The organism is Brevibacillus sp. SKDU10 (assembly GCF_001645205.1).
Classification (GTDB): Bacteria; Bacillota; Bacilli; order Brevibacillales; family Brevibacillaceae; genus Brevibacillus_B; species Brevibacillus_B halotolerans.
In genome coordinates, this window is the sequence record NZ_LSSO01000002.1 from 1 (window position 1) to 23,534 (window position 23,534).

The following is a 23,534-nucleotide window of genomic DNA, read 5'->3' on the forward strand; positions in this document are numbered from 1 at the left end:
GTAGCAAAACCATGTAAAATATTGTAAAATTAAGGCTAGGTTAGTAGATTTATGTTGGAGGAAAAGAGAGCTGGGGGGGATGAACAGTGTTTCGTTCCGAACTGGAATGGACGCGTGAGGAATTACGCGATACGATCCGCAAGCATATGAAACAAAAAAGATTGACGCAAGCGGAAACAGCCCAGCTGATTTCCATTGAAAGAAGCGGATTTACCAAGGCCATTAATGGTAACCATTCGTTTACGCTGGAGAGCTTAGACAAATTGACCGTAGTGTTTGAATTGGAAGAAGGGGCTTTTTATCATCTGTTTTTTGGAGAGTGCATCGAACAGCGGCTCAAAAGTGTCCATTTAGTATTTATTAAGGACAAATACGAAAAGTTTCTAAGGCGTTGCCTAGAGGTTGGGAAGTATGATATAGCGTTTCAGCTATTGGAAATGCTGTTGGAGCAGGATAATAAAAAGCTCGATGTGATTTATACGATTGCGGATTCTATTTTTGAACAAGCCGAGCTAAAATATCCCGGAGTTCCCACTTATAAGGAATCAGAGTATCAGCAAGCTCTTTTTCTCTATAATTATTATGTAAACAATGAGGCTGACTATCATTCGGAGCAATTAGCCATTTGCTATTTTCGAATTTTTTATATTATGCGCTTTGATGTAAAAGAATCTTATGAAAAATTAGTAATGCTACTATCTGTCATTAATCGATTGCCCCTACAGGAAAAAATCAAAGCCTATGATCGAGTAATGATGTATTTTTATATTGCAAGCGATTGGGAAAAGGTATTGCATTATGCCGATATCTTAGAGAAGCTGGCAAAGGGTCAGAATATTGACATTTATAATCACTGTCTGATGATTAAAAGCTTTGCCCTAAAGGAAACAGAGGACTATCAGGAGGCTATGCGTCTAACCGATCTGTATTCTAAGTATAAACCGTTTCAGAATGTCGGATACGGGAACCGGATGATGATCGAAATTACCTCAGGTGATTTGGACAACCTTCTTACCTATGTAAGCTGGCTATCTCAGCAGGATCAGCGAGAATCAGGTCTGTCGATTGTAATCAGGAAGCTATTAGATGCTAATAGAGCACTGTTAGCACGTTATATTTTTGAGATGTTTGCCAAGCGTTTAGCCCCTGAGGAGAATATATTAATTAACAAATATCGTTTTAATCTTTTTCAGGTTGCCTCTCAAATGTATTTCGAACTAGCTTTGTATAAAGAGGGAATCGATCAATTGTTAAAAGCAATAAATAAAGCACTCTCTCTTCAGAAGCAACAAGAACTAGGGGAGTTGCTTTATATGTTTGAAACACATAGAATTCATGCAACTCAAGAACAACAGCGTCTCTATTGGAATTTGTTAAAAGAGTGGAAGGAGGGTGAATTCGCATGAAAAAAGTGTTAATCGTTATTGGACTAGTAATGGCGTTTACAACCCCAACAGCGGCACTAGCTGACAATGGTGCTAAACCGATTGATTACAGCAGCGGTACAGAGCTTGGAAACAACGATAAAGAGAAAGATAACAACTGTACTGAGAATAGCACTGAAAAAGATAATCATGACACAGATCAGGGAAGAATTTGTGATAACGGAGCTAGGCCAAAATAGAAAAATGGAAAGTAGGTGTTGCTGTCGCTCATGACATTGGGTGGCAGCTCTTTTTCTTCTATTTTAAGAAAAAGTGATAAAAAAATGGAAAACACCTGTAACTTATCACGTTACTTTATCATTATATAAAATTTTAAATTGCTGGAGAAAGGTTTGTGAGATAAGGTGAGCGGAATATTGAAGCATGCCCCTCCCATCAAAGACATGGTCATCACATTGCAACAACAACTGGTTGTTCTAGTCCAAGAGAAAGGTAGTTTTTCTCATCCAACGGTTGTGGCTTTAAGCAAGGAACTGGATGAATACGTGCTCCAACTACAAAGTCAACGCTTTCAGCAGTATAAGAAGAGTAGACAAATGGAAGAGAGAGAGCACTGTTGATCCTGTCCATGAAAAATCAAAGCTGAAATATCGTATATTTTTGCTGATAATTCCACATTCCTAACTAAGAACCCAGATGATGGGATTGTTTTAGTGACCATTACTGATTCTTAGAGAGGATGTTTTTGTTTATGCTATATAAAGCTTCCTGGGGTTTGATATTTACTGCTACTGCATTCCTTTTTAGCGCAAGCTCTGCTGATGCAACGCAAGAAATGCTACCATCAAGTACGATTTATTCTGTAGCTGCCCCTGTCCCCCTTCCTACTGAGATCATGCATCGAAATCACTTCATAGATAACTCTGCACTGCAATCCCTATTACACCTATCTAGAGAGCAATTGCTTATTGAATTAAACAAAGGAAAAAGTTTGGCAGACATAGCTAATAGTCGCGGTGTCGATAAAGCAAAAGTGATCCAACTACTTAAAATGCAACACATTGCCAAGCTCGATGAAGCAGTAAAGAATGGCAGCATGACGAAGGAACGTGCTGAGAAAGTAAAAGAACATGCTACGAAAAGAGCGACTCGCCTTGTAGAAGGTACCTTTCGTGATGAGAAGAGAAAGCATATCAGGAGAGGAAAGCTAGCACCGTGGGAGAATCAGGAGCTTCTTACGTTGCTAAAAATGGATAGGGAACAATTGAAATTGACTTGGATAAGCGGAAAATCTCTAAATGAGATTGCCCAAAGCCAAGGAGTTTCTAAGCAGGCAGTGGCAGCTCTTTTACAAAAAGCATATATGGAGCGTATTGAGAAAGCTGTAGAGGATGGCCATCTTTCTCAGGAAAAGGCAGATGAAATAAAGCTCAAGGTTAGCGGCAAGATCGAAAAGATATTGAATAAAAAATGGAAGGATAAGAATGGACTTCAGCGTGAGGGAACAAAGTAACATCAAAAAGAGAGGACGTTGTCTCCTCTCTTTTTCTGCTTTATAGACAAAGCTAATGATAAGTAGAGTAGGATTTGGTTATAAGAGATGCACTGCGGCAGTTGCGACATAGTGGGGGATAAGGATGCATTTTTCTTGCTGCTAGGGAGTCTAATAAGTGGTATCTACGACAATGAAGGCAGGGCTTTACACCTTTGGTAACCGTTTGTTCCCCCCAGGCTAACACTTGTGATGAAAAGGGTAGAAAATGTAATGATTGATAATGAAAAGCAGGGCCTGACGGATCGATCCAACGAACGATTTGTCCGTTTTCCCACAATGATAAATAGGAGTGGTCCTCGTAAGGCTCGATAGTAATTTGGTAGCGATTTCCCTGCCAGATTTGTGGATGGCTCTTCACAAGCGGATCATCCCAGACAAATTGAAAATGTGCCATGGCGGAGTGCTCCTTTTTCATCGTTTTGCTTTTCAGTATGGTCAAAATATTAGCCGATCATAACAGCTTATTGCCTTCACCTGATTTAATTTCGCTTCCCCAAAAAACCTGATACACTGATTGTAGTGAGGCAGATACAGGAAGGAGGATCAGTTATGAGATCAAGGACCTTTACCTTTACGGATAAACAGGGCTTTACTCTCTTCGTTTATCATTGGTCTCCTGACAATCAGGAAGAAGTGAAGGGAGTTGTGCAAATTGCTCATGGCATGACAGAAACAGCCAAACGATATGAACGATTTGCTAGATTTTTAACAGATGCAGGGTATGTGGTGTATGCAAATGATCATCGCGGACATGGTAAAACAGCAGGTAGTATCGAGAAATTGGGATATGTGGGACGCGATGGATTTGTATGGATGGTCAATAATATGGCTCAGCTTAGTCAGATCATTCATGATGAACAACCGAATCAGCCATTGTTTTTGTTTGCTCACAGTATGGGTTCATTTTTAGGCCAAAAATATATGTATGAATTTTCACAGTTGATAGATGGAATTATATTATCAGGCAGTAATGGCAGTCGCGGAGTAGAATTACTGGCGGGATTAGGGGTCACCAAGCTAATTACAGCAATTCGTGGGGATCAATATCGCAGTAGATGGATCGATTCCTTAGCCTTTGGTAGCTTTAATCGTCATATTCAGTCACCGCGTACACAGTTTGATTGGCTGAGCAGAGACCAGATTGAAGTGGATAAATTTATTGACGATCCTTACTGTGGCGGGGTATCGACTACCAGCTTTTATTGCGACTTTTTTAAAATGCTACGCGAGATTCAACAGGAGGCATACCTGCAACGAATACCGAAAGACCTGCCTGTCTTCATTATTGCAGGTGATCAGGACCCAGTAGGAATGCGAGGCAAAGGAGTTCGCAAGCTTGTAGAAAGGTATGAGGAGCTACAATTGCAGCAAATGTCTTATAAATTATACCCAGAAGGTAGACATGAGCTGTTAAATGACATAAATCGCAAGGAAGTCATGCAGGATTGCTTAGAATGGCTCAATAAACAGGTGGAGCGTACGCGTGGTTAAACAGTTACTAGGTTATTACTTTTTGGTTATACACAAATCCCCTCGATTGTCTTTTGCCGTCTTAGCAAAGCATTCGAGGGGAATTTTTTTAGACATTGAAGATGGAAAAGCGTATAGCAGAGCAAAACGGTTTATTTTACTACAGATGCGCGTGTAGGCACTAGCTCTTTTGCTTGCTTACGTTGATACATGTTGTTACATACTAAGGCTATAATGATTAGCATTGTGCCGCCTACATCATAAATAGTCATGTTATAGCCTTGCATAACGGAAATGATAAATGTGGTAACAGGTACAAAGTTGATAAATAAGGTTCCGTTAATTGGTGATAACAGCTTAATTCCAGCGTTCCAACTAATCAAAGCAATCACACCAGCAAAAATAATCATAAAAGCAAGTTCATTGCTAGCAGCTAGGATTGAGGTCATAGTAGGCACATGTAAAATATGCAATCCAGTTAGAGATAGAACCACTACTACCGAAGTGAAGGTGCCCAGAACGCAGCTTAGTGTGGAATAGCGTAAAACGGACCATGTAGTAAAGTGATTGCCTCCAATTGTGTAGATTACCCATCCTAGCACTCCGATGAAGATAAGTAGGACAGCGAAAATACTGCTTCCACCAATTAAAAAGGCTTTTACATCCCCTTTTGTAATTACCATAAATACTCCTACTAAAGCTACTGCGATGCAACCAATCGTAAACGGTTTTGGTTTATTTGATTTATAAATCCATAGAACCAACACAGACAGCATTGGCATCAATGCTTCCATGACGGAGGCCAGAATGACCCCTGAGGTCCCTAATTGATTTTGTCCCCAAAATACTAATAGATTGTAGCAGGTGAAAGCCATTGTCCCAAAAAACCACAAGGACCATCCACGACCTTCCAGACGTAAGGCTTTTAAACCCTCTTTCCAGACTAATAAACCAAGTAAAATGAGGGAAACAACAGAATAGCGAATAACAGAGAAATAAAATGGATCAATAAATTCAAATGCACTTTCTGCAACTGGAAACATAGCTCCCCAAGCTACACTTGCTACCAAGCAAAGGAAGGCTCCCCTCATGATGTTGTCTGTCTTCATTTTCTCTCTCTACCTTTCTCTCTCTAAAAAATCTTACGTTGAACATCATATGTCGAAAACAATATCATGTAAAATGATTGAAATTGATATTAACCATCACTATAATTGATATCAAATGTGAGGTGTAGAAAGAGGAAGAGAGAATGGAAATAAGCGATCTACGTATTTTTCAAATAGTAGCCGAGGAAGGTAGTGTGAGCCAGGCCGCCAAACGCTTAAATTATGTTCAATCAAACGTAACGGCTCGGATTCAGCAGCTAGAAAAGGAACTAGGAACATCGCTGTTTTATCGACACCGTCGAGGCGTGACGCTAAATGAAGACGGGCGTAAGCTGTTAGGCTATACCCAAAAAATGCTGGCGCTAATGGAAGAAATGCAGCAGTCCTTTCAAACCAGCGAGGACCCATCTGGACCATTGCTGATTGGCTCGGTTGAGACCGTTTCGGCATTGCCCATCATCTTATCGTCTTATCACAAAAAGTTCCCGCGGGTTGATTTATCTTTAGTGTCAGGAGTTACGCAGCATCTGGTAAGTGATGTACTGCAATATCAGTTAGATGGGGCTTTTGTAAGTGGACCTATACAGCATCCAGATATTGTACAGGAGCATGTCATGGAGGAAGAGCTTGTGTTAGTGGCTGGAAAAGGTATCCTTACATTAGAGGAATGTAAAAGCAAGCCGCTCCTTGTATTCCGATCAGGCTGCGGGTATCGGGCGAGATTGACTCAGTGGTTATCAACACAAGGGATTACGCCTACCAAAATAATGGAGTTTGGCACGTTGGAAACGATCTTAGCAGTAGTAGAGTCAGGACTTGGCGTTTCACTTGTGCCAAAATCAACGGTGTTGCGATTACATTCGGAAGGAACCATCCGTCATTTTACATTACCTGAGGGATATAATCAGGTAACAACAGTATTCATCCGCAGAAAAGACTCCTTTCTGACAAATACCATGCGCTGTTTTTTACAGCAAATTGATCAGTTTCATGAACAGAATCGGGAGCAAATCTCCATGCATAAAAAAAAATAACGTATGGCGAACGTTATTTGTGAGAAGAAATGCAAAATTTTATTTTGACAGAATTGCAACCTATGGCAAATTATATAAGGAAATCAGATAAAAACAATAAAAAAACGTAATAATTAAGAATAGCTTTATGTTATTAAGGTTATTTTAAGGTTTAAACCACAAATTGATATTTATAGTAGAAATTTGATTTTTTCCATATATAAACATTCGTCTATGTCATAAATCTATGCTTTTGACTAGGCCTATTTTCATTGATAAGAAGCACCATGGAAAGATAACTGGGTAGAAAAAAATTTAGGCCTTTGACTCAGCATATCTGTCTGTATCGAAGCTCATACCTCTTGCATTGTATGTTAGTGGGGATATTGTTTAAGTTTTGGAAGTGTCTAGGAGATTATGATCTTCTCCACCGTTCCCCAAAACTACAAGTAGAGGTGATCAAGTTATGTCATCATGTCACAGACGAAGAAGACGCAGACACAGAAGAGTCAGTAACAGAGATGTTCGTAGAGCGAGAAGAAATATCCGTCGCGCAAAACGTTTCCTAAGACGCGCTCTACGCGACTTGAGAAGAAGAAGACGTAGAAGACACAGAAGACACCATAGACACCATAGACACCATCGTAGACACCATAGACATCACCGTAGACACCATAGACACCACAGAAGAAGACGTCGTTGCAGAATTGTCTGCTAGAAGGTTGTGAGAGGCGCTCATGAATTGGGCGCCTCCTTTTTTCCATACATGCTGGAAAACGAAGGACATGATAAAATAGAAATGATACATGAACCCTTATCTAGGTTAGAACATAAAGGGATGTAAGAGTCAGCGGGGTGTTAACTATACATGGGGCCCATCAGCCAAATTTATCTCGGTTTATCTGTCATTAACATTTTCCTAGCGATGGCACTCATCTTTTTGGAGAGACGCAATGCCACGGCTACCTGGGCTTGGATTTTGGTTCTATTTTTTATTCCTGGTTTGGGCTTTTTCATATACGTGATTTTGGGCCGCAATTTAAGTGGTCGTAAATTGTATCGGATTAATCAGCGGGAAAATAAAACCCTCAATGATATGGTCAGATGGCAAAAACAGAAGCTTCAGCAGGATAAGCTTGTTTATCAGGATGCATCGGTGGAGACTTATCGAGATTTCGTCTATATGAATGTGACTACCAATAAGACGTTACTTACCCAAGACAATGAAGTAGAGATATACACAAGCGGGAAGGAAAAGTTTGAAGCCTTATTTGCCAGCTTGGAGCAGGCTACAGATCACATTCATTTGCAGTACTATATCTTTCGTCAGGATGCGCTAGGAGCTCGATTAGTTGATCTCCTTGTACAAAAAGCAAAACAAGGAGTAAAAGTCCGAGTATTATATGATGATATTGGCTCGCTTGGCATCAAAAAGAATTTTTTTGATGAATTAAAGCAGGCAGGGGGCGAAGTGGCGGTCTTTTTCTCTTCCCCTATCCCTTATCTTAATTTCCGTTTGAATTATCGTAATCACCGAAAAATCGCCGTTGTGGATGGTAAAATTGGCTTTGTTGGTGGTTTTAATGTAGGGAATGAGTATCTTGGCCTAGATCAAGTGCTAGGCGATTGGCGCGACACCCACCTTCGAATAGAGGGGCTGGCAGTCTCGTCGTTACAAATCACTTTTTTGCTTGACTGGAATCTGGCATCAGGTCAAAACATTCTTTACACAGAGGAGCATTTTCCGAGATGGAGGGGGTCTGGACAGGTTGCTCTACAGGTAGTCACAAGTGGCCCTACTTCCAGATATCAGCGTATTCAATACAATTATTTAAAAATGATTCATTCTGCAAAAAAGAGTCTATACCTGCAAACACCGTATTTTGTACCAGATGAAAGCTTATTAAACGATTTGAAGATCGCTGTGCTTTCGGGTATTGATGTAAGGATCATGATTCCGAAACGCTCAGATAATCGATTGGTTCAGTGGGCATCTTCTTCATACATAGGTGAGTTATTAGGGGCAGGAGCGCGTTGCTATCTTTATGAAAAGGGATTTTTGCATGCAAAAACAATGATGGTGGACGGCAGTTTAGCAACTGTCGGTACAGCTAACCTAGATATTCGCAGTCTCAAGCTCAACTTTGAAGTGAATGCAATTATTTACGACAGTCAAACTTCAAGAAAACTGGAGGAAATCTTTTTACAGGATATTTCTCATTGCACTGAGCTGACGCTAGAAGAATACAATAATCGTCCACGTCTACTCCGTTTTCAGGAGTCGATTGCACGGTTATTATCTCCTATTTTATAGGCAAATGTATGGGCGTGTCACCTGATCAAAGGGGACACGCCCTTTGTATAAAAATGGAAAAAGAAATCTGGAATTGATAAAATATAAGCATAGGAGGTGATGCTAATGGGGCGTTTTAGAATTACAGGTATGCTTGTAATGATGATGTTTTTGCTCGTTCAAGGCTGTTCAACCCCTAGTTCGACTTCCACAATGGAGCAGCAGGCCTTGGAAATCGCTATGAATTTTAAGAAAGCACAGTATGAGGTTGGGGATTTCAAGACTAGAAAAGATGTACAAAAGATGAATGTGACTGAACTTGCAGCAATGAACGATGAGGTCAAACCCTATCTAACTGAAAAAGCCTTTGAATCGCATGTGAAGAACCGTGAACAATTGCTCAGCTCTGAGGTGGCCAGAGGGAGGCAAGCTAACATCAAGCTCAAGAAGCTGACTATGGAGAAAGCCGCCGAGGAAATGGACAAAATAACCTACCATTATAACATGGAGCTGGAATTAACTTATGCTGACGGTAAGCAGAATAAAGTCATAAAAACGAATGGACAGATGGATTTGGTAAAAGAGGGCGAGCAATGGAAGATAGCTCGGGATTATGATGCAAATCCGCTGATTGAGGAATACAATGCAATTCATAACCCATGATGGCAATAGGAAAATACAAAGATGCTTGAAATGACTAAGGAAGTTATTTCAAGCATCTTTTTTGTATCGAAAGCGATGTTTACATTCAGATTGTTTGTTTGGGTGTATGAGTTACATTTGCTGCTATGCCTTTCGCTCGCCTTTTTGGAGGAACCCCGCCCAAAAGATGTATCCAAGAAAAGCGGGACAAGAGGTAGGTAATTAGCAAAGTGACTATGACCGTAATCAAATATTGATTTACAATCCCAAGGTTCCCTCTCCACAAAAACTGAAGCTTATTTGCCACAGCTAATGAGGATAAATAGGATAGCAACAAGGGATGCAACAGAAAGATCAAAAACGATTGCTCCGAAATCCAATTGAAGATAGAATGAAGCGGATTTTTTTTCTGATAAAACAAACGTCCCATATTGTAAAAAAGGAAAAAGCAAATGAAGCAGTACAAAATGATGCTAGGCTTAATAGACAGGGTATAGGTACGCGACCATATTGTATCCATCACAACCAGGCCAAATGTAAGGGCCCAAGCCAGAAGCAGCCATAAGGTTTTCCCTTTGAGCCAATTTTCCCAGTGTTCTCTGCATTGGGCTAAAAACATGCCGGCCGTGAAAAAGAAAATCCAGACCGGTATAGGAATGCTATAGGACCACCATAATTTTGGCAGGAGAAATCCAACCTTAGCATGCTGCGAGAGGTAAATCAGCGATTGTATGCCTACTGTCAGGATAAAGCTAACGAAGAGCATGCTGTTAGGTGAGCGATAATACCAAGAGCGCAGCCATGGATACAACAAATAAAATTGAAAGACAATTAACATGAAGTACAGATGGACATAGCCTTTTCCTTGCCATAATGATTTGAATAAATAATCGGTCCACATGAAATAATTCTGATTATGAAGTAACCCACTTTGGGTATACAGCGCATAGATGATTGTCCATAAGATGTAAGGAATAATCAGTCTTTTCATACGCTTTATCATGGATGGTCGTTGGTGAAGCTGTAGCTGCCGATCCTGATAAAAAAGAAAGAATCCCGATAAAAGCATGAACATGGGGACAGCAAAGCGTGATAATTGATTCCAAATAAAAGCGAAATCAGTTCGAGTAACAAAATGCGATGTCACATGGATGGCGATGACGCCCAGCACGCACAAGACTCGAATAAAATCGTATTCTCTTAAACGATTCTCCACAATAGTTTCCTCTTTCATAAATGTCATACTTTTCTATTTTACATAACTTCCCTATTACAATTCAATATCTACCTAATGGAAATAAGAGCTGGAGAAGGCTGATTACCTACTAAATGTAAAAGGAACGGAAGCATAACTTTTTTCTGTGTGAGGTTTTTCACAATGTTTCTTAGCAATACAACTTAAAATGACGAAAGATAGAAAGATAAAAAGCAGCATTTACTAACACAGTTTCTAAACCGGCATTAGATCAGGTAAGTCAAGGTAATGATATATGGGATGTTACATAGGGACAATGGGAGGGTGTAAGAATTGAATGCACAAACAAGGCTGACAAAGATGAATGAGTTGGGCTTATACGAAATTCGTTTGGAATCAATCGGGGGACTGGGGGCAAATTTAGCTGGTAAAATGCTGGCAGAAGCTGGCGTTATTCATCTGGGGCTGAATGGCTCCAATTTTTCTTCCTACGGGTCAGAGAAAAAAGGCTCCCCCGTAAAAGCTTTCGTCCGTTTTGCCAATCCTGAAACGAAATTACGTGCAACTTCCCCTATTGATGAACCGCATGTAGTGGGTGTATTTCATGAAGCAATGCTATCGACACAGGATTGTACGGCTGGTCTAGGATCAGACGGTATTCTGATCGTTAATACGACGAAAACGCCTGAAGAAATCAAAGAACGAACAGGGCTACTCGCAGGAACCATTCTATGTGTAGACGCTTTAGGGATTTCTCTGTGTGAAAAAACTCGCATTAATACAGCGATGATGGGCGCCTTATGCCGAGTTGTAGATTTTCTACGTCCAGAGGCTGTCAGACAGATTATTCGTGAAACATTCGAAATCAAGTATCCTAAGCTAGTTGAGTCTAATCTACGCACATTTGATGCAGGATATGCGGAAGGGACCATCACAACATTCGCGGCAACAAATATGGAAGAAGGAAAGTCCTCTATTCAAAGAAGCACGGGGACGGTGCTTGGCTATCTAACACAGCCGATCGGGGGCGTGATTACAAATCCAGGTAACTCGGTGTTAAAGGATCTGAGTGCCTCTCGCCAAGGCTATCTACCGCATTTTAACGAAGAGACATGTATTCACTGTGCAGCCTGTGAAATGCACTGCCCAGATTTCTGTTTTGTATGGGAAGAGGGCGAAGATAAACGCGGTCGTCCTCAACAGTTCTTACGTGGTATCGATTATCAATATTGTAAGGGCTGTATGAAGTGCGTGGAGGTTTGTCCAACTGGATCGCTAACTCGTGAACGAGAAGAAGAACAATATGCACGTCAGCATGCCGTTAAACATTCATTTGCAATGGTAAGAGCGTAAAGGGAGGAGCTAGGGACATGAGTGTAAATACAACAACGTCACCAGAACAAAAACCCAAAGCCTGTGCAGCGGAGACTGTTGATTTCAGGTCTGGTAATGAAATGGCAGCGAAAGCAGCAGCTCAGATCAATTATCATGTAATGGGGTATTTTCCGATTACTCCGTCAACAGAAATTGCTGAATATCTAGACGAGATGAAAGCTAATGGGGAGCATGATATCGTCATGATTCCGGCAGATGGAGAGCATGGATCGGCTGGGATTTGCTATGGAGCTTCTACGGCGGGCGGACGCGTATTCAATGCCACTTCAGCAAATGGATTATTGTATATGCTGGAGCAGTTGCCCGTTCAATCCGGTACCCGTTTCCCGATGGTCTTAAATCTAGTAACACGAGCAGTGTCAGGACCATTGGATATACGGGGAGATCACTCTGATTTATACTATGCACTTAATACAGGCTGGCCGATTCTCTTGGCCAAGGACCCGCAAGCCGTCTATGATATGAATCTATTTGCTCTACGTGTAGCCGAGCATCAAGATGTTCGTTTACCCGTAATTGTAGCCTCGGACGGATTTTTTACCTCACACCAGAAGCGGCGCGTGCAGTATTTTACAAATAGAGAAGATGTTTCCCAGTTTGTCGGGGAGAATACGGTCTATGTTGATTCCACTGATGTGAAAAACCCGACTACCATCGGTCCATATATGAACGATCCTGATTATATCAATAACAAATATCAGCAGTCACAAGCCATGTACGAGGCGGAGCAGGTGTTCCTTGATGTGGCTAAGGAGTTTGAGGAGCTGACGGGCAGACGCTATGGCTTGCTGGATGAATATAGAATGGAAGATGCAGAGATCGCTTTGTTTTTGCTAAACTCCGCGTCTGATACCGCCCGTGATGTAGTAGATAGCTTACGGGAAAAAGGAATCAAAGCAGGTGTGGTATCTCCAAATATCATCCGTCCTTTTCCGAAAAAAGCTGTGCAGGAGGCATTGCGTCATGTAAAAGTGGTGCTAGTAGGGGAGCGGGCGGATTCCTACGGAGCTCATGGTGGGAATATCAGTCATGAAATTAAAGCCGCTATGCTGGACGCTAAGGCTGATACGACTATCCTAACACGGATTTTTGGCTTGGGAGGTAAAGATTTTTATGCTTCAGATGCAGAAGCGTTCTTTACACTATGCTTACAAAAATTACAGGGAGAAAAAGTAGCTTCTTTTGACTACCATGGCATTACTCCTGGAGATGAACAAGCTCGTCCAACACGCGTGCTTGAACCATTGACGAAAGAGCAAACCAGTGGCTTTATTACAGTTACTCAAGATGAAGAGAGCGGTGACTTGAAAGTAAAAGTACCACCAATGCGCATGCTGACCAAAAAAGCGAAGCGTATCGCCCCAGGTCACGGCGCCTGCCCAGGCTGTGGAATTTTTTCTGGATTAGAAATGTTCTTTAAAGGGATTGAGGGTGACATTGTTGTTCTCTTCCATACAGGCTGTGCGATGGTTGTAACGACGGGTTATCCATATTCTGCTCATAAGGTTAATTATATTCATAACCTATTCCAGAATGGTTCTGCCACACTCTCAGGTGTCGTGGAGATGTTCTGGGAACGCATACGCCGAGGGGAAATTGAGGTAGATCAGAGCAACGTAACCTTCATCATGATTTCTGGTGACGGTGGTATGGATATTGGAATGGGACCTGCAATTGGTACAGCATTACGCAATCATAAGCTAATCATCTTGGAATATGATAACGAAGGCTACATGAATACAGGATCGCAAATGTCGTACTCCACGCCAATGGGGCATATGACATCTACCTCCAATCTTGGAGAAGGGCGACAAGGGAAGGCGTTCCACCATAAAGATACGGTACAAATCATGGCGGCAACCAACATTCCTTATGTTTTTACAGGAACAGAGGCTTTTCCACAGGATTTAATTAAAAAGGCGGCAAAAGCACAATGGTATGCACAGCATGTCGGTACGGTTTACGGCAAAATTTTAATTAGCTGTCCTCTAAACTGGAAAGCTCCAGAGGATAAGGGGAAATCTATCGTAGAAACGGCCGTTACTAGCTGCTTCTTCCCGTTATATGAAGTAGAGAAGGGAAAAACTAAAATCACGTTTAATCCGGAAGAGAAAAACAAACGTGTACCAGTGACAGAATGGCTTCAATTATTAGGGAAAACGAGACACCTGCTGCGCCCTGGGAATGAATCCTTACTCAAGGAATTTGAAGCGGAGGTAGAACGTCGCTGGAATATGCTGAAAGCGAAGCACGAGAGTCCTTTTTTATAAAAACCAAATTGAATTGTCTAGGAAAAAACCCATCTCTGGTTGTAGCTTGAGATGGGTTTTTATACGATTTTTTAGAGGATAGAAAGAGAATGTAGTAGCTATTTCTTGTTCTAAATTTACACTTGTTCATTCATCTCTAATATGTACGTAGTAAGGTTTTTAAAGATATCTTTTATAACCAGCAACAACTATATCTGTAAGGTATATGCCTTTGATGTTCTCATTAATAAATTCTTCATAATCAGTTAGATCTGTAATGGGTTCCTCAATATTGTATATTTTCACTACGTTGTTAAGAGCTATCTTAAATTGATGCTTACTTTCTGTTTTATACCCTAGGTCTAATAGAAGCTTTCCTAATTCTACACGATTAAAAACAAAATTAGGTGCTAAATCAATTGATTTCTCTAGGTGGCTTTTATAATTGTTTAGGTCATCAATTTTACAATAATACCATCCTTTTATTAATTCAATGATAGATTGGGTTTCTTTTTCCTTTGAATGTAACGTAGAAAGCTGATCGAAGACCCTGATGTCGATACCTCCCAGTCTTGTTTCATGAATATGGGAAAGGATAAACCAAGCTTTATGATTAGTAGGGTCGATGGTGACCGCTTTTTCTAAATAATCTAAGCTTTTGTATACATCAGCAACAGGGGGGCTTAAAACTAAGACTGCACCACGAATCAATATGTCAATGTCAGTGGGATGAAGCTGAAGATAGCTATCTATAAAATATTCAATTTGTTCTATATCATGAGCTGGTGATAAATCTACTATCTTCTTGAACAGTTCTTTCTTTTCCATAATATCTCCTTTTCTAGAGGGATTTCATACTGTTTCCCATTTTTCGTGTAGAGAACTCTGAAAACCATCCAGACCTAGTCCTTTTCTTCCAAAAGCAAATACTTGAATATCACCTATCAGCTTCATGCTTCTTACTTATGAGCTGTATATATGAGTCCTGTGCACATGACTCGTGGGACAAGAAGGAGAGGAGTTTCTATTTATAAAAAAGCTCTAGGAACTGGGAAAACAATTTAGATGCTAAATAGATTCGATTACAATTTTTGGGATGACTACTCTATATAAATATACAAAATGCTAAAGGTGCTAGGAAAGCATTGATTCGTACGAGCTTACCTTTTGATGTAAAAAAGGTGAATATACCCTTTGGCTTTATCAGAGTTGCTTAGAAGAAACACGGAAATAATCCTAAAGCACGAGGAGAATTATTTGTTTGAAAAAATATTCAGGTCATTAAAGAAAAAACAAGGCTACCTCTAAAAATATCAGGTAGCCTTGTTCGTATTCTTGCCGTTTGCTATTGTTGCTGTAATCTTTTTTCAGCAACTAATTGACTAATTGCTAGACACATGATCTATAGAATGATTTCCTTTTAACATCCCAATCGAAATGAAACGTTTCCGCAGAATAATACCTACGTAAGCAGCCAGCACTGCTTTAATAATCCCACCAGCGATGAAGGGAGTAACCCCTGCAGCCATTGCACCAGTCCAGCTTAGGTTCAGGACTAGCTTCAGTTGGACTACACCGAAGAGGAAGGTGACTACCATCCCAAGTAGATTCGCAATCAATGCCATAGGGAAGGTATATTTTGTTTTTTCCAAAAGGTAGCCCATTATAAAGGCAGTAGCAATAAAGCCAAAGATAAAGCCTCCGGTAGGGCCGATCAATACTTGCGGACCACCAGAGAAGCCTGCAAACACTGGTACGCCAATTGCTCCTAGCAAGGCATAAAGTACCATAGATACAGTGCCATAGCGACTTCCAAGCACTGTTGCCACTAAGCCTACAGCTAGAGTTTGGCCAGTAATGGGTACGATTGGCAAGGGAATGGTAATCTGTGCAAATACTGCAGTAATCGCAGTAAAAATAGCAATGACCATATAAGTTCGTAAGCTTTCGTTGCGATGTTGCATGAGGCACCTCGATTCTTAATGTAAACAAATAGTATATCTGAGTTTACTAAAATTGTATCAAAAGAATATTTCGCTGTAAATAATGGGATGCGATAGAAGGAAGAATTTGAATATTTGAGGAAGCCAGAATGCAAGATGCCTAGCTTGGCATGGTAGGGCAGAAAATATGGTACACTTGGAGATAATGAGGGTTTATGATCATGAAAAACTAGCTTTTTTCTAACGACAGGAGTGGGACGATGGCAGACCAAAAACGGTTGTTACTAGATGTAGATACCGGCATTGATGACGCACTAGCTATTTTATATGCATTGCAAGCGAAAGAGGCTCGTGTGGAAGGCATTATTACTGGGGCAGGACAGGTCAGCTTGGACCAAGCCATTTATAATACCTTACAGGTAATAGAAGCCGGACAAGCAGGATACGAGGTACCTGTAATAAAAGGAGCCTGTAAGCCATTGATTCGTAAAGAGATCGGCTATGGGCAAAATGACGGTACGAATGGGCTGGGTCATGCTAATTTACCTGAGCCCAAGCAAGCGGCCTTGGAAATGTCAGCTAGTGATTTTATCCTTTCGAAAGCGAAAGAATTCGAAAATGAGCTAATTATTGTCACGATGGGGCGCCTCACAAATCTAGCAAATGCGGTTGCCAAGGACCCTTCTCTTGGAAGAAAGATAAAGCAGGTGATCATTGCAGGTGGTGCAATTCGTGTAGCTGGGAATGTAACGGCAGCCGCAGAATTCAATTTCTGGGGAGATCCCGAAGCTGCCTTATTTGTGTTAGAAGCCGATTTGCCTATTACGATCATTGGCTTAGATATAACTCAACCAACACGGATTACAGCTAGACACCTAGATCAATTACTCCACAAAAAAACAGAACATACAGAACGTATGCTTTCTTTTATAGAAGAGATGGTACGTTTTCAATTTGGGAAATGTGAAGCTGCCGAGCAGTGCCAGCCCTCAATTGCGATGCAAGGTCCGTTAGCTGTTGGTGTGGCACTAGATAGTACCTTAATTCGTACCGAAGAGACTTTTGTTCAAGTGGAATGTAAGGGGGAGGTTTCACGCGGAGCCCTGATCGCCGATTTACGACAAACAGCGAGCGTTGGACGAAAAGTGCTTACGGGTGTAAAGGCAGACAGTGAGCGTTTCATACAGCATTGGATTACTAGCTTAACGATGGATGCGAGCGGGAGGAATTAATCAATGAAATACGTTATTTTAGACGTCGATACAGGAATTGATGACGCGCTTGCGCTTGCGTATGCGATACAATCGCCTGCTTTACACGTTCTAGGCCTAACCACTAGCTTTGGAAATCACGTTGTGGATATCACGACAGAAAATACGCTAAAAGTGCTGGAGATTCTAGGAGCGACGGATATCCCTGTGGCAAAAGGAGCAGGGAAACCATTGCTACGTTCTCCTTTAAAGGCGAATGCTACGCATATACATGGGGAGGACGGTATAGGGAATACCTATTTACCCAAGCCAAAAGCTACGGTTATCGACCAGCATGCTGCTGACTTTATCATTGAGCAAGTTCGTAAATACCCGAAGCAAGTAACGCTTATTACTGTTGCTAGCCAAACCAATTTGGCCTTGGCCATTATGAAGGACCCTGAGATTGTTTCACTCGTAAAAAGAGTTGTCATTATGGGGGGAGCAGTTACAGTTCCAGGAAACGTAACCCCGGTAGCGGAAGCAAATATTTATACGGACCCAGAGGCGGCAGAGCTTGTGTTTCAATCAGGTATACCGATTACCTTAGTAGGGCTAGATGTTACTATGCAAACCCTGCTGACCAAGGAACATACACAAATGTGGAGAGAGTCGGGCACGCCAGTAGGCAAATTCTTAGCATCTTGTAGCGAATTCTATATGGATGCCTACGCTAAAATTAACCCCTACCTCGGAGGATGCGCTTTACACGATCCTCTAGCAGTAGGGGTGGTTATTGATCCGTCCTTTGTTCAAGCATCGCCAATGTACGTACAGGTGGACACGGAAGGCTCGGCCTCTATCGGCAGGACCATCGGTGACAGACGAGATCCTCCAAAGCAATCGCCAAATATGGATGTATGCTTACAAGTAGATGTTAACCGCTTTGTTTCCCATTTCCTACAGCAGGTGATAACGAAAAACAACATATAGGAAGATAGGCTTGGAGGAAGGATGCGGATCAAATCTTATTTAGTCAGCAGTAGGAGCAGGCAGAATGTATCTGCTCCTGCTGCTGTTACTCTGCTGGCGGTTGCGGTGTAAATGGAATGAGCCAGTACGAGCTGCCATCTGCCTTGCGATCCATATAGCCATATTCAATTAAATAGCGGCGTAAGATGGCGTAATCTTCGTAGACGGTTGTAAGTATGGCGTTTACCTCTTTTTCTGTATAGAGTGTATTGCGCTTAAAACGACCTACGATATGATGCAAAATTGCTGCTTTGCGCTTTTCTTTAAGTGGGAATTCCTTTATCCTTCCATCCAATCCATTAGGAAAGTACGTCCGTAAGATTTCTTGATATTCTTCTTCTGTCATAGCAAAACGCTCGTCTTGAAATCGAACAGTAGGTGGAACAGCTAGAAAAGGACTTTTCGTTTCACGGATTTTTTTCTTGGGTGATGTGGTTTCGACTGAAGAAGCAGAGCCAGTGTTTGATTTGGGGGGAGACTGGTTAGCTTCTCCCAGCAATTCCATGATGGCAAGAAAAATCTTGGCCTGCTTTTCCTTCTCTCTTAACATAAAACGATGGTTACGGATAGTGGAATTGCTTCGTCCTTTGCTATTTTGGACAATTTGGGCATCGGTTTGTCTTTCATAAAACTGGGCAAGGAGCTGACGCTGTACGTCGGTTAAACCGGTCACCTTTTTATCCAGTGATAGAAGAAAGTGAAACATTGAGGTATGAGCGTCATGAATATGGTGCTTCATGGCTTTTTTTGCTTCATACCAATTGTCACCAATTGGATAAATAATGCCTTCTTCATAGGTCTGACCACAAACTAGACATGTAAAGCTCTCTTGTTTTTCATTGTAAACATAGCCATTTTTTATTTCTTCCATAGATGCTTTCCAAAACAAGTCAGCTAAAATATCCATAGATGAAAACTCCAATCGTTTGTTTATTTATAGACATATTAATATTTTGTTTGTTTTTAGTCAAGATAAACGTATGAATAACCCACAAAGGTAGTGACCCTGTGGGTTTTGTTTTTGATCATGTAGTTTAGAGTATTAATGTTTTGCGCCCTTTAACCCGAATTCTCTTACATGCACTTTTACTTGAATGTCAACAGGAACTTTGCTAAATTCATCATCCCAATTGTCCTTCATTTTTTTCCAAACATCTGGATAGTGAATAGACAGAGCCTTGTGAAATTCCAAAACATCTATTTTCCATTTTTTTTGGAGCTTGTTAAGCGTGTTTCTCGTTAATTCCTTGATCTTTTTCTCAAAAGCTTCTCCAGCCTTCTCAAGATAGCTGTCTTCAAAGCTGTTTTCCGTTTTAGACCAATCTTCGCCGATTCGTCCATTCAGATTTATCTGTACAGAGAATGAGACTTTTCCATTTTGGACGTTGGGAGTTACCTTACTTGAAATGGTACGAATTTCATAGATAATCATGCTGTTATTTGGAGGCAGAGTAGTTTTAATCAGACCCGCGTGCTTTTCCCATTTCGATTTTCCGCTTCCTATGAGCAGATTGGCACCGCGTACCTCTTCATCGCCTAACCATCCGATCATTTTTCCGGTGTCACCTTTAATAAGAGCAGCTCCTGATATCTTCATGGTCTTGTTTAATGTTTCTATTCGCGGAATCATAAAGCTGTTTTTCATTGTCATATGCTCTGAAATATACCCGAGTGAAGCAGGGGTGGCGATATCTAAGCTCTTTCTGACATTATCTAGAATACTTAGGATTTCGACTGCGGGAAGCGTTTCATTAAGTGGTTTTTTATTCAATATATCAATAGCTCGACCTTTGGCTACCACGACTAGTACAGTTCTGCGAAGTTCTGTGTCGCGTAAAAAGTACTCTAGCATTTTGTTTAGGCTTAATTTTTTAGCGATAGCTTCCCCGATCACCATCGTTTTGACATGCAGAAAAAACGGGGGTCGGGAGCTTTTGGTAGCAAAATTGCGGATTATTTCAAAGAACGAGTTACCTTCACCAGAAATATTAAAATAGGCTTGCTTCTGGGTGCCAGTTACTTTAGCAGTGCCAACCAGAACCTTAGGTAAAACATTTTGATGAGTTAAGAGAATGGGGATTTTTTGATTCACCTTAGTGCCTGAGCCAGCATCATCTTCCTGCTGTGTTGATTCAGAGTCAGCAGCAGATGACCCCCCCTCCTCTCCCTCTTCGTTTTGCTGTGAATCAGAATCGTTTCCCTTCTGGGGAGAATCAATTCCAACTCCAATGACCATACCTAAATCTTCAATCTCCTGACGATCCCAACACCCCGATATCAATAGGGTTAAAGAGAATGTGAGCACACATGCCACCCAATTATGTTTGTTTTTCTTGTTGGGCATTGACAGGTTTCCTCCATTTTGAGCAGAGTAGCAATAAAATTGGAATGACAACGGATGTTATAATTGAAGCATAACCAAGCTGCGTGCCTAATGAAAAGGCTTGGTCTAAATTTTGCGGTACCATGGCGAATGCATATAAAAGCGGGGTCAACAATACTTGTAGCAAAGGCAGCCGTATCGGTACAAGCAGACTTAAACCTAGACTTACCAAATAAAAGCAAAAGACAAAAGTAGTAAAAATACTAAATACCCAGATGACCATAAAAAACAATTCATAGTGTTCAAAGAAGGCGCCGGGAAATTCGATCTGCTTGACGAACTCCATCGTGGGCCAAGTCAGTGTTTTCACCTCATGGGCAGTCAAGGTTCCTACTACCATCACGGTAATTGTTGTATAGATCAGAGTAGCAAAGCCAAGACCTATTACTACACTTTTCGAGGAATCTGCAGGAGATTTCATCATATAAGTCAAAAACATAATCACCTCGAAGGCCATATAGGAGGGGGAAGTGGCTGGCATGCCATGGAGCAAAGGCATCCAGCCATCTTTTAAAACTGGTAATAAATTTTCAATCTGGAAGCTTTGGTAATTAAGGAGAACAATAGAAAATAAAATAAGGATCGTGACCGGAAAATAGAGAAGGAACAGACGCACAATAGGATGTGCACCACCCATTACCAAATATAATCCTGCCAATAAAAAGCAGATGATCGTCATATGAATAGGCGTTTGGTCTAACAAAAAATGACGAATAACCTCAGCTTGTACCCGTGCTTCATAGACGCATAAGAAAAAATAAAAAAGGGAGTAGATGAGAATTAGCAGTGAGCTTACCCATTTTCCTGCGATAATTTGGGTTATTCTATAAAAGTGATACGAGGGATACTGTTGGCTTAATTTGGCGCAAAAATAGCCGGCTATCATTGCTAAAATCCCCCCAGCCAGTACATCAATCCAGACATCAGCTGTCCCTACTGCTTCAACAGCAACACGCGGTAAAGTCAGAATAGATACCCCAATGACCATAGATGCAATAAAAGTGGACACATCAAGACCAGAGAATTTAGGCTGGAAATTAAGTGACATTCTTTCTCGTACCTCCTTTGTTTAGTTCCTTGTAGAATTGTCCCGAGGTTTTTTCTTTATTCTTTTCGTATCAAGCGGTTGAAGAATTTGAGGGCGTCTCACTAACAATTTGTGAGGAAGGCGTAAAATAAAATCTTTCCAATCCTTGGTCATGATCGGTGTGAAAGGTGCTAGATAATCGACACCGAAGCTCTTGAGCTTTACCAAATGAGAGGTAAGAATAATAAAGAACAAAATGACCCCATACAATCCTAGAAAAGCAGCAGATAGCATCATTCCAAAACGTAAAAAACGAATGACAATCCCTGCTTCATATTGAGGAATAGTAAATGATGAGATAGCAGTAAGAGCCACCACCACGACCATAATCGGACTTACAATCCCTGCTTCTACAGCCGATTGCCCGATAACTAAACCACCAACAATTCCAATCGTTTGCCCTAAAGGCTTAGGGAGGCGTAAGCCCGCTTCACGCAGAATTTCGATAGTAATTTCCATGATTAATGCTTCAATGATTGTTGGAAAAGGTACGCCTTCTCGTGTCCCAGCAATCGTAAAGGCGAGCCGCATGGGAATCAGCCCTTGATGATAAGAGACCAGTGATACATAGAGAGAGGGAAGAAACAACGAGATTAACACACAAATATATCGTAAAAATCGCAGGATCGACCCGATATACCAAAGCTGGTAGTAGTCATCAGGGGATTGCAGCAGCATGGGATAGGTAACGGGAGCAATTAAGGTAAAAGGTGATCCATCGATTAAAATGGATACTCTTCCTTCTAATAAAGCAGCCTCCACACGATCGGGTCGTTCCGTGCTTTGAATCAATGGAAACGGCGACCAAGGATCATCCTCAATCAAATGCTCTAAATAGCTGGATTCTTGTAGATCATCAATCATAGTGTTGCTCACGCGACGTATTACCTCATCCACTAAAGCAGGGTTTGCAATTCCTTCTATATAAGAGATTACTACCTTTTTAGGAGCAATCTCCCCAATTTCTTGGGAAAGGAAGGTTAATTTAGGATTTCGTATACGATGGCGCAATAGGGCAACGTTATCAGCGATGGTTTCTACAAAGCCAACCCTTGGTCCCCGAATAACTGATTCTGTGACCGGTTCTTCCATGGGACGAGAGGGAAAATAGGCTGTATCCAGTAGAAAAGCACAATTATATGAGTCGATTAACAGTGCCGTATATCCACGAAGAATGTCCTCTACACAATCAGAGGGCCGTGCATACGTTTTTACTTTCCGACAAACGGCAAGTGTAGTAATTAGTTGCTCGATGGAAGGAGCTGTCGTTGCTTCTGAATTTGTCTGAGCTGATTGGTCCTTTGCCTTTTTTTGATTGGAGGTAAAAGGGGATAAAAACTCCTTCCATTGTTGTTTATCAATAATTCCCTCTACATAGAGAATAGCCGCTTTTTTTTGTAATTGATTCAGGTAGATTTCGCGTGTGGAGACATCGTAGCTTTTTCCAAAAACATCTTGTAATTGACAAAGAGATCGCGATAAATCTGATGAAAAGGGAGCACTGTCTTTTGAATTGTTTTTAGCAGACAGATGCTTCTGTCGTATCTGTTTTGCGCGCTGAAAAAAAGTGGACATAATTAACCCCTTGTATCG

Annotated in this window: 21 protein-coding genes; 12 read left to right on the plus strand and 9 right to left on the minus strand. The window is 41.2% G+C overall.

Annotated features, from left to right (window positions below):
• Positions 1 to 86: 86 nt before the first annotated feature.
• From AYJ08_RS00075 to AYJ08_RS00090, 4 genes are all read left to right on the plus strand, one after another.
• Positions 87 to 1,406 carry a helix-turn-helix domain-containing protein gene (locus AYJ08_RS00075; protein ID WP_031411030.1) on the plus strand — a complete coding sequence of 440 codons (1,320 nt, stop codon included), beginning with the start codon at positions 87 to 89 and terminating at the stop codon, positions 1,404 to 1,406.
• On the plus strand, positions 1,403 to 1,624 hold the full coding sequence (locus AYJ08_RS00080) for a hypothetical protein (protein WP_064016088.1): 222 nt from the start codon (positions 1,403 to 1,405) through the stop codon (positions 1,622 to 1,624). Before AYJ08_RS00075 ends, AYJ08_RS00080 begins: the two co-directional genes overlap by 4 nt.
• Before the next feature lie 177 nt (positions 1,625 to 1,801).
• Entirely contained in the window at positions 1,802 to 2,005 is a 204-nt protein-coding gene (locus AYJ08_RS00085) for an aspartyl-phosphate phosphatase Spo0E family protein (protein WP_003339057.1), read from the plus strand.
• Positions 2,006 to 2,136: 131 nt separating this feature from the next.
• Positions 2,137 to 2,898 carry a hypothetical protein gene (locus tag AYJ08_RS00090; protein ID WP_064016089.1) on the plus strand — a complete coding sequence of 254 codons (762 nt, stop codon included), beginning with the start codon at positions 2,137 to 2,139 and terminating at the stop codon, positions 2,896 to 2,898.
• Between the two features lie 52 nt (positions 2,899 to 2,950).
• Here the strand turns inward: AYJ08_RS00090 and AYJ08_RS00095 are convergent, their stop codons facing one another.
• A complete protein-coding gene (locus AYJ08_RS00095) occupies positions 2,951 to 3,334 on the minus strand; it encodes a hypothetical protein (protein WP_064016090.1) in 384 nt (127 codons plus the stop codon).
• Positions 3,335 to 3,489: 155 nt separating this feature from the next.
• On the opposite strand from AYJ08_RS00095, the gene AYJ08_RS00100 reads away from it, so the two are divergent.
• Positions 3,490 to 4,431, plus strand: coding sequence for an alpha/beta hydrolase (locus tag AYJ08_RS00100; protein ID WP_064016091.1), 942 nt, complete (start codon positions 3,490 to 3,492; stop codon positions 4,429 to 4,431).
• A gap of 131 nt (positions 4,432 to 4,562) precedes the next feature.
• Here the strand turns inward: AYJ08_RS00100 and AYJ08_RS00105 are convergent, their stop codons facing one another.
• The gene (locus tag AYJ08_RS00105) at positions 4,563 to 5,519 is read right to left on the minus strand and encodes a DMT family transporter (RefSeq protein WP_064016092.1); all 957 of its coding nucleotides are present in this window, start codon (positions 5,517 to 5,519) and stop codon (positions 4,563 to 4,565) included.
• A gap of 143 nt (positions 5,520 to 5,662) precedes the next feature.
• On the opposite strand from AYJ08_RS00105, the gene AYJ08_RS00110 reads away from it, so the two are divergent.
• The 3 genes from AYJ08_RS00110 (at position 5,663) to AYJ08_RS00120 (ending at position 9,488) form a co-directional block, all read left to right on the plus strand.
• Positions 5,663 to 6,553, plus strand: coding sequence for a LysR family transcriptional regulator (locus AYJ08_RS00110; protein ID WP_031411017.1), 891 nt, complete (start codon positions 5,663 to 5,665; stop codon positions 6,551 to 6,553).
• Between the two features lie 847 nt (positions 6,554 to 7,400).
• Positions 7,401 to 8,846, plus strand: coding sequence for a cardiolipin synthase (gene cls / locus AYJ08_RS00115; protein ID WP_064016093.1), 1,446 nt, complete (start codon positions 7,401 to 7,403; stop codon positions 8,844 to 8,846).
• Positions 8,847 to 8,951: 105 nt separating this feature from the next.
• Positions 8,952 to 9,488: a hypothetical protein gene (locus tag AYJ08_RS00120; protein ID WP_064016094.1), complete on the plus strand. Its 537-nt coding sequence runs from the start codon at positions 8,952 to 8,954 to the stop codon at positions 9,486 to 9,488.
• Positions 9,489 to 9,573: 85 nt separating this feature from the next.
• Here the strand turns inward: AYJ08_RS00120 and AYJ08_RS00125 are convergent, their stop codons facing one another.
• On the minus strand, positions 9,574 to 10,683 hold the full coding sequence (locus AYJ08_RS00125; protein ID WP_064016095.1) for an acyltransferase: 1,110 nt from the start codon (positions 10,681 to 10,683) through the stop codon (positions 9,574 to 9,576).
• A gap of 312 nt (positions 10,684 to 10,995) precedes the next feature.
• Here AYJ08_RS00125 and AYJ08_RS00130 point away from each other — a divergent pair, with 312 nt between their 5' ends.
• Both AYJ08_RS00130 and AYJ08_RS00135 read left to right on the plus strand, forming a co-directional pair.
• Positions 10,996 to 12,015: a 2-oxoacid:acceptor oxidoreductase family protein gene (locus tag AYJ08_RS00130; protein ID WP_064016096.1), complete on the plus strand. Its 1,020-nt coding sequence runs from the start codon at positions 10,996 to 10,998 to the stop codon at positions 12,013 to 12,015.
• Positions 12,016 to 12,032: 17 nt separating this feature from the next.
• The gene (locus tag AYJ08_RS00135; RefSeq protein ID WP_064016097.1) at positions 12,033 to 14,327 is read left to right on the plus strand and encodes a thiamine pyrophosphate-dependent enzyme; all 2,295 of its coding nucleotides are present in this window, start codon (positions 12,033 to 12,035) and stop codon (positions 14,325 to 14,327) included.
• Between the two features lie 159 nt (positions 14,328 to 14,486).
• Here the strand turns inward: AYJ08_RS00135 and AYJ08_RS00140 are convergent, their stop codons facing one another.
• Together AYJ08_RS00140 and AYJ08_RS00145 are read right to left on the minus strand one after the other, a co-directional pair.
• On the minus strand, positions 14,487 to 15,134 hold the full coding sequence (locus AYJ08_RS00140; protein ID WP_064016098.1) for a tetratricopeptide repeat protein: 648 nt from the start codon (positions 15,132 to 15,134) through the stop codon (positions 14,487 to 14,489).
• A 554-nt stretch (positions 15,135 to 15,688) separates the two neighbouring features.
• On the minus strand, positions 15,689 to 16,270 hold the full coding sequence (locus AYJ08_RS00145) for a biotin transporter BioY (protein ID WP_064016099.1): 582 nt from the start codon (positions 16,268 to 16,270) through the stop codon (positions 15,689 to 15,691).
• A 239-nt stretch (positions 16,271 to 16,509) separates the two neighbouring features.
• On the opposite strand from AYJ08_RS00145, the gene AYJ08_RS00150 reads away from it, so the two are divergent.
• Together AYJ08_RS00150 and AYJ08_RS00155 are read left to right on the plus strand one after the other, a co-directional pair.
• Complete coding sequence (locus AYJ08_RS00150; protein WP_064016100.1) at positions 16,510 to 17,481, plus strand: nucleoside hydrolase; 972 nt, start codon at positions 16,510 to 16,512, stop codon at positions 17,479 to 17,481.
• Positions 17,482 to 17,484: 3 nt separating this feature from the next.
• A complete protein-coding gene (locus AYJ08_RS00155) occupies positions 17,485 to 18,432 on the plus strand; it encodes a nucleoside hydrolase (RefSeq protein ID WP_064016101.1) in 948 nt (315 codons plus the stop codon).
• A gap of 85 nt (positions 18,433 to 18,517) precedes the next feature.
• Here the strand turns inward: AYJ08_RS00155 and AYJ08_RS00160 are convergent, their stop codons facing one another.
• The 4 genes from AYJ08_RS00160 to AYJ08_RS00175 form a co-directional block, all read right to left on the minus strand.
• Positions 18,518 to 19,378, minus strand: a complete 861-nt coding sequence (locus AYJ08_RS00160; RefSeq protein WP_064016102.1) for a DUF2087 domain-containing protein — start codon at positions 19,376 to 19,378, stop codon at positions 18,518 to 18,520.
• 135 nt (positions 19,379 to 19,513) lie between these two features.
• The gene (locus tag AYJ08_RS00165; protein ID WP_064016103.1) at positions 19,514 to 20,815 is read right to left on the minus strand and encodes a Ger(x)C family spore germination protein; all 1,302 of its coding nucleotides are present in this window, start codon (positions 20,813 to 20,815) and stop codon (positions 19,514 to 19,516) included.
• Entirely contained in the window at positions 20,790 to 21,902 is a 1,113-nt protein-coding gene (locus AYJ08_RS00170) for a GerAB/ArcD/ProY family transporter (protein WP_064016104.1), read from the minus strand. Before AYJ08_RS00170 ends, AYJ08_RS00165 begins: the two co-directional genes overlap by 26 nt.
• 21 nt (positions 21,903 to 21,923) lie before the next feature.
• Entirely contained in the window at positions 21,924 to 23,516 is a 1,593-nt protein-coding gene (locus AYJ08_RS00175) for a spore germination protein (RefSeq protein ID WP_064016105.1), read from the minus strand.
• Positions 23,517 to 23,534: the final 18 nt, after the last annotated feature.

Bases quoted from the DNA above. Each gene is read 5' to 3' on its own strand.
- AYJ08_RS00165 (WP_064016103.1), bottom strand. From the start codon at position 20,815: ATGCCCAACAAGAAAAACAAACATAATTGGGTGGCATGTGTGCTCACA.
- AYJ08_RS00170 (WP_064016104.1), bottom strand. From the start codon at position 21,902: ATGTCACTTAATTTCCAGCCTAAATTCTCTGGTCTTGATGTGTCCACT.
- AYJ08_RS00160 (WP_064016102.1), bottom strand. From the start codon at position 19,378: ATGGATATTTTAGCTGACTTGTTTTGGAAAGCATCTATGGAAGAAATA.
- AYJ08_RS00140 (WP_064016098.1), bottom strand. From the start codon at position 15,134: ATGGAAAAGAAAGAACTGTTCAAGAAGATAGTAGATTTATCACCAGCT.
- AYJ08_RS00145 (WP_064016099.1), bottom strand. From the start codon at position 16,270: ATGCAACATCGCAACGAAAGCTTACGAACTTATATGGTCATTGCTATT.
- AYJ08_RS00155 (WP_064016101.1), top strand. From the start codon at position 17,485: ATGAAATACGTTATTTTAGACGTCGATACAGGAATTGATGACGCGCTT.
- AYJ08_RS00080 (WP_064016088.1), top strand. From the start codon at position 1,403: ATGAAAAAAGTGTTAATCGTTATTGGACTAGTAATGGCGTTTACAACC.
- AYJ08_RS00175 (WP_064016105.1), bottom strand. From the start codon at position 23,516: ATGTCCACTTTTTTTCAGCGCGCAAAACAGATACGACAGAAGCATCTG.
- AYJ08_RS00095 (WP_064016090.1), bottom strand. From the start codon at position 3,334: ATGGCACATTTTCAATTTGTCTGGGATGATCCGCTTGTGAAGAGCCAT.
- AYJ08_RS00150 (WP_064016100.1), top strand. From the start codon at position 16,510: ATGGCAGACCAAAAACGGTTGTTACTAGATGTAGATACCGGCATTGAT.
- AYJ08_RS00110 (WP_031411017.1), top strand. From the start codon at position 5,663: ATGGAAATAAGCGATCTACGTATTTTTCAAATAGTAGCCGAGGAAGGT.
- AYJ08_RS00090 (WP_064016089.1), top strand. From the start codon at position 2,137: ATGCTATATAAAGCTTCCTGGGGTTTGATATTTACTGCTACTGCATTC.
- AYJ08_RS00100 (WP_064016091.1), top strand. From the start codon at position 3,490: ATGAGATCAAGGACCTTTACCTTTACGGATAAACAGGGCTTTACTCTC.
- AYJ08_RS00120 (WP_064016094.1), top strand. From the start codon at position 8,952: ATGGGGCGTTTTAGAATTACAGGTATGCTTGTAATGATGATGTTTTTG.
- AYJ08_RS00135 (WP_064016097.1), top strand. From the start codon at position 12,033: ATGAGTGTAAATACAACAACGTCACCAGAACAAAAACCCAAAGCCTGT.
- cls (WP_064016093.1), top strand. From the start codon at position 7,401: ATGGGGCCCATCAGCCAAATTTATCTCGGTTTATCTGTCATTAACATT.
- AYJ08_RS00105 (WP_064016092.1), bottom strand. From the start codon at position 5,519: ATGAAGACAGACAACATCATGAGGGGAGCCTTCCTTTGCTTGGTAGCA.